This is a genomic window from Isoptericola sp. NPDC057391 (assembly GCF_042668085.1).
Taxonomy (GTDB): Bacteria; Actinomycetota; Actinomycetes; order Actinomycetales; family Cellulomonadaceae; genus Isoptericola.
In genome coordinates this window covers 1-4,717 of the sequence record NZ_JBHVBO010000253.1, presented here as the reverse complement: position 1 = coordinate 4,717, position 4,717 = coordinate 1, and the positions used below count along the sequence as shown (strand labels likewise).

The window sequence follows — 4,717 nt, the reverse complement described above, 5'->3', positions numbered from 1 at the left end:
GTGCTGAATTGATCCTCAAACCGGCCGTTTGAGGATCAATTCAGCACGCTCGATGCGGAGCTCGCCGGGGCAGGTCAGACGCCGGCCGGCCCGGCGACCACCTCCTCCTCGTCCACCGCGGGGGCGCTGAACTGCGACTCGTACAGCCGCGCGTAGGCCCCGCCCGCGGCGAGCAGCGTGTCGTGGTCGCCCTGCTCCACGATCTGCCCGTGCTCCATCACGACGATGGTGTCCGCGTCGCGGATGGTCGACAGGCGGTGCGCGATGACGAACGACGTGCGGTTCGCCCGCAGCGCGTTCATCGCCTGCTGCACGAGCACCTCGGTGCGGGTGTCGACCGAGCTGGTCGCCTCGTCGAGCACGAGGATCTCCGGGTCGGCGAGGAACGCGCGCGCGATGGTCAGCAGCTGCTTCTCCCCCGCCGACAGCGAGGTCGCCTCGTCGTCGAGCAGCGTCGCATACCCGTCGGGCAGCGTGCGCACGAACGGGTCCACGTGCGTGGCCTCGGTCGCGGCGAGGAACTCCGCCTCCCCGACCGTGGCGCCGTCGCGCACCCCGTACCGCAGGTTCTCCTCGATGGTGCCCTTGAACAGCCACGTGTCCTGCAGCACCATGCCGATCCGCGAGCGCAGGTCGTCCCTCGTCAGGTCCCGGCTGTCCACGCCGTCGAGCGTGATCCGGCCCTCGTTCACCTCGTAGAAGCGCATGAGCAGGTTGACCAGCGTCGTCTTGCCGGCGCCCGTCGGCCCGACGATCGCGATCGTCTGGCCCGGCTCCGCGACGAGGTCGAGGTGCTCGATGAGCGGCGTCTCGGGGTCGTAGGAGAACGAGACGTCCTCGAACGCGACCCGCCCCTGGACGTGGTCCAGGCGGCGGGGGTCCGCCGGGTCCGGCTCCTGCTCGGGGGCGTCGAGCAGCTCGAACACCCGCTCGGCCGACGCGACGCCGGACTGCAGCAGGTTCATCATCGACGCGATCTGCGTGAGCGGCTGCGTGAACTGCCGCGAGTACTGGATGAACGCCTGCACGTCGCCCAGGGACAGCTGGCCCGAGGCCACGCGCAGCCCGCCGATCACGGCCACGATCACGTAGTTGAGGTTCGCGAGGAAGCCCATCGACGGCTGCATGGTGCCGGAGATGAACTGCGACCTCCGCGACGCGTCGTAGAGCGCGTCGTTCTCCGTGCCGAACTTCTGGGCCGCCGCCTCCTGGCGCCCGTAGACCTTCACCAGCGAGTGCCCGGTGAACATCTCCTCGACGTGCGCGTTGAGCCGCCCGGTGGCCGCCCACTGCGCCACGAACTGCGGCTGCGACCGCTTCGCGATCTGCATGGTCAGCACCACGGACAGCGGCACGGTCACGAGAGCGACGAGCGCCAGCACCCACGAGATCCAGAACATCATCCCGAGCACGCCGACCACCGTCAGCACGGAGGTCACGAGCTGCGCGAGCGTCTGGGTGGTCGTCTGCGCGACGTTGTCGATGTCGTTGGTGACGCGCGAGAGGATCTCGCCCTTGGCCTGCCTGTCCACGTAGCTCAGCGGGATGCGGTGCAGCTTGGCCTCGACGTCGTCCCGCAGCCGGCGCATCGTGTTCTGCACCGCGATCGTCATGATCCGCGCCTGCAACCACCCGAAGAGGAAAGCCCCCAGGTAGATCGCGAGCACCCACATCAGGATCTGCGCGAGGCGCGCGAAGTCCACGCCCTGCCCGACCACGACGCCCTGCATCGAGGCCAGCATGTCGGCCTGGGTGGTGTCCCCGGACGCCCTCAGCCCCTCGACCACCTGGTCGACGGGCGTCCCGGCGGGCACCGAGGCGCCCAGGGTCTTGCCGAGCACCCCGGCGAAGATGACGTTGGTCGCCTCGCCGAGGATCTTCGGGCCGGCCACGGTGAGCGCCACCGAGACGATGCCGCACAGGGTCAGCAGGACGACGCGCGCCCGCTCGGGGCGCATGACCCGGGCGAACCGCACGAGCGACCCGCGGAAGTCCATCGCCTTGGCGCCCGGCGCCCCGCCCATGCCGCCCATCGGGCCGTGGCCGCCGCCGCCCCGGGGTCCGCCGGCCGCCGGCACCTTGCGCCCGGTGCCGTTCTCGGCGCTCTTCTCGGTGCTCATGCCGCCTCCTCGAGGGACATCTGGGAGGAGACGATCTCCTGGTAGGTCTCGTTGTCCGCCAACAGCTCGGCGTGCGTGCCACGCCCGACGATGCGGCCGTGGTCCAGCACGAGGATCTGGTCGGCGTCGCGGATGGTCGCCACGCGCTGCGCGACGACGAGGACGGTCGCGTCCTGCGTGCGCGGCCGCAGGGCGGCCCGCAGCCGCGCGTCCGTGCTGTAGTCGAGGGCCGAGAACGAGTCGTCGAACAGGTACACGCGCGGGCGCCGGACGACGGCGCGCGCGATCGCGAGCCGCTGCCGCTGCCCGCCGGAGAACGTCGTGCCGCCCTGCGCCACCGGCGCCTCGAGGCCCTCGGGCAGCGCCTCGACGAAGTCCCGCGCCTGCGCGATCTCCAGCGCGGCCCACATCTCGTCCTCGGTGGCGTCGGCCTTGCCGTAGCGCAGGTTGTCCGCGACCGTGCCGCTGAACAGGAACGCCTTCTGCGGCACCAGGCCGAGCTGGGAGCCGAGGTCGCCCGTCGCCAGGTCGCGCACGTCCACCCCGTCCAGGAGCACGCGCCCGTCGGTGGCGTCGAAGAGCCGCGGCACGAGGTTGAGCAGCGTCGTCTTGCCCGCACCGGTGGACCCGATGATCGCCGTCACCCGCCCGGGCGACGCGGTGAAGCTCAGGTCGTGCAGCACCGGCTCGTCGGCGCCCGGGTACCGGAACTCGACGCCCTCGAACCGCACCTCGCCGCGCGGCCCCCGGCCGTCGGCGAGGACGGAGAGGCTCACCGGCGCCGCCGGCTCCGTCACGGACGTCTCGGTCTCGAGGACCTCGGTGATGCGGCCCGCCGCCACCGAGGCGCGCGGCACCATCATCACCATCATCGTCGACATCATGACGGCCATGAGGATGTACATGATGTAGCTGAGGAACGCCATGAGCGCGCCCACCTGCATCTGCCCGTTGTCGATGCGCTGCGCCCCGAACCAGAGCACCGCGACGCTGGACGCGTTCATGATGAGCATGACCATCGGGAACGCCAGCGCCATGAGCTTGCCGGCGTTGAGCGACGTGTCGTACAGCGCCTCGTTGGTGGCGCCGAACCGCTCCAGCTCGCGGCGCTCGCGGACGAAGGCCCGCACCACCCGCAGGCCCGTGATCTGCTCGCGGAGCACGCCGTTGATCGCGTCGATCCGCTTCTGCATCGCCTTGAAGTACGGCACCATCCGCCACATCAGCAGGCCGACGGCGATGCCGAGCACGGGCACGACCACGAGGAGGAGAGCCGACAGCTCGACGTCCTCCTGCAGCGCCATGATGACGCCGCCGACCAGCATGATCGGCGCCATCACCACGATGGTGAACGTCATGAGCACGACCATCATCACCTGCTGCACGTCGTTGGTCGTGCGGGTGATGAGCGACGGGGCGCCGAACTGGCCGAGCTCGCGGGCGGAGAAGCCCTGCACGGCGTCGAACAGGTCGCGGCGCACGTCGCGCCCGAGCGCCGTGGCGGTCCGCGCGCCCAGGAACACCGCCCCGATCGCGCACGCGACCTGGAGGAGGCTCACGGCGAGCATCCACCCGCCCACGCGCATGATGTAGGCCGTGTCCCCGGTCGTCACGCCGTTGTCGACGATGTCCGCGTTGAGGGACGGCAGGTAGAGGGAGGCGAGCGTCGCGAGCAGCTGGAGCACCAGCAGCAGGCCGACGGCGCCGGCGTACGGGCGCAGATAGGTCCGCGCCAGGGAGACGAGCATCAGGGCTCCTGGGGGTGGGGGTGACGGGGCGCTGCCCCGCGAGGGTTCTCGGGCGCAGGGTTCTCCGGCGCAGTGTTCATCGATCCGGTGGCCCCGGGCACGCGCTTTTCTCCCCGATCCTCGGCGATGCCGTGCACGAGCGCATCGGCGACGACCCGGGGCGAGGGCGCCGGGAGGAGGTGGTCCACGCGGGCGTGCGTGCCGGCGATGCTCGCCTCGACCAGCGCCACCGCGACCTCCATGGGCACGCGCAGCCGGTGCTCGTCCGGCTCGAGCACGGAGATCAGGCCGGCGACCGTGGCGTCGCGCTGCTGCTGCCGCTGCTCGGCGAGCTGCTCGCGGAACTCCCGCAGGTGCTCGGGCTGCACGTGGTCACGGGCGCCGGTGCGGTGGTGCAGCGCCCGCAGCACGCCCATCCAGCGCATGACGTCGGCCATGCGCTGCCGGCCGAGCTCGATGACCCGCTCCAGCCGGTCCTCGAGCGGCAGCGCGCGGTCGATCGCCGCCAGCTCCGCGCGGGTCTCCTCGGGGCCGGAGGCACGCTGGAGCCCTTCGACGGCGACGGCGCCCACGAGCGTGAGCTTGTCGCCGAAGGCGCGGAACAGGGTGCCCTCGGCGACGCCCGCGGCGTCGGCGAGCTCCCGGCTGGTCACGTCGACGCCGTACTCCCCGACGAGGGGCATCACGGCGCGGGCGATGGCCGCACGGCGATCGTCGGGGGTCATGGGGGCTGCGCGGCCGCTCGGCGGGGAGGGAGTCACCGCGCCAGGTTAAATGAGTGAGCACTCACTCCGCAAGGGAACGGGCGCGGGCACGGCGAGAGGGCCGCCACCCCCCTGGGGTGACGGC

General features: G+C 71.6%; 3 protein-coding genes. All 3 read right to left on the bottom strand.

Translation table 11 applies throughout. The features are described 5' to 3' along the window. Positions 1 to 74: 74 nt before the first annotated feature. The 3 genes from ACFUVW_RS19650 to ACFUVW_RS19640 are packed head-to-tail and all read right to left on the bottom strand — an operon-like array spanning position 75 to position 4,593. Entirely contained in the window at positions 75 to 2,120 is a 2,046-nt protein-coding gene (locus ACFUVW_RS19650; protein WP_430572981.1) for an ABC transporter ATP-binding protein, read from the bottom strand. Next, the gene (locus ACFUVW_RS19645; protein WP_430572980.1) at positions 2,117 to 3,868 is read right to left on the bottom strand and encodes an ABC transporter ATP-binding protein; all 1,752 of its coding nucleotides are present in this window, start codon (positions 3,866 to 3,868) and stop codon (positions 2,117 to 2,119) included. The genes ACFUVW_RS19650 and ACFUVW_RS19645 overlap by 4 nt, the downstream gene beginning before the upstream one ends. After that, positions 3,868 to 4,593, bottom strand: a complete 726-nt coding sequence (locus ACFUVW_RS19640) for a TetR/AcrR family transcriptional regulator (RefSeq protein ID WP_430572979.1) — start codon at positions 4,591 to 4,593, stop codon at positions 3,868 to 3,870. Before ACFUVW_RS19640 ends, ACFUVW_RS19645 begins: the two co-directional genes overlap by 1 nt. Positions 4,594 to 4,717: the final 124 nt, after the last annotated feature.